Source organism: Actomonas spartinae (assembly GCF_051209155.1).
GTDB lineage: Bacteria > Verrucomicrobiota > Verrucomicrobiia > Opitutales > Opitutaceae > Actomonas.
Map to the genome: position 1 here is coordinate 1 of NZ_JBPJGB010000018.1, position 1,069 is coordinate 1,069.

Consider the following 1,069-nt stretch of genomic DNA (forward strand, 5'->3'; position numbering starts at 1 on the left):
CCGGCACGGGCGACACGAACAACGCCTCCTTCAACATCTCGGGCAGCTCGCTGCGCGCCAACGACGCCTCCGCCCTCGCCGCCGGTTCCTACTCGGTGCGCGTGCAGACCAGCGACGGCACCGACACCTACGCCGAGGCCTTCTCGATCACGGTGGTCGACAACGTCGCCCCGGCCGCCCCCTCGACGCCCGACCTCTCGGCCGGCTCCGACAACGGCACCTCCGACACCGACAACATCACCACCGGGACCCAGCCGACCTTCACCGGCACGGCCGAATCCGGCGCCACCGTTACGCTCTACGACACCGACGGCACGACCGCGATCGGCACCGGCACCGCCACCGGCGGCACCTGGTCGATCCAGACCTCGACCCTGTCCGAGGGCGATCACACCATCACCGCCAAGGCCACCGACGCGGCCAACAACACCTCGAGTGCCTCGGCCGGTCTGACCATCACCCTGGACAACACCGGCCCGGTCATCACCAGCTCGACCACCCCGACCTTCAACTACGGCACCGCCTCGACTTACACCCTCACCGCCAGCGGCGGCGCAGTCTCCTTCAGTGCTCCGACCGGTCTACCGGCCGGCCTGAGCCTCAACGCCTCCACCGGCGCGATCACCGGCTCCCCCTCCGCCGTGGCCGCCGCCAACGGCTACCCCGTCCTCGTCAACGACACCGCCGGCAACAGCACCGGTGGCATCCTCACCATCACCGTCGCCCCGAAGCCGGTCACCCTGATCGGCCTGGGCGTGGCCGACAAGGTCTACGATGGCACCACCGCCACCACCTTCAACAGCACGCCCTTGGTCGACGGCACCTTGCTCGGCGACGACGTCGACTTTGACGACAGCGGCGCGACCTTCACCTTCGCCTCCGCCAATGTCGGCACCGGCATCGCCGTCACGGTCGCCGGTTACACCCTCACCGGCACCGACGCGGCCAACTACAGCCTCACCCAACCGAGCGGCTTCACCGCCGCCATCACGGCCAAGGAACTGACCGTCACCGGCGTCAGCGTCGCCAACAAAACCTACGACGCCACCACCGAGGCCACCCTCTCCTA

1 protein-coding gene is annotated in these 1,069 nt (G+C 69.1%); it reads left to right on the top strand.

Annotation, left to right across the window (positions count from 1 at the left end; all coding sequences use genetic code 11):
* Positions 1 to 1,069: YDG domain-containing protein (locus tag AC0MRV_RS20885; RefSeq protein WP_472766465.1), on the top strand; the 1,069-nt coding region annotated here is incomplete at both ends.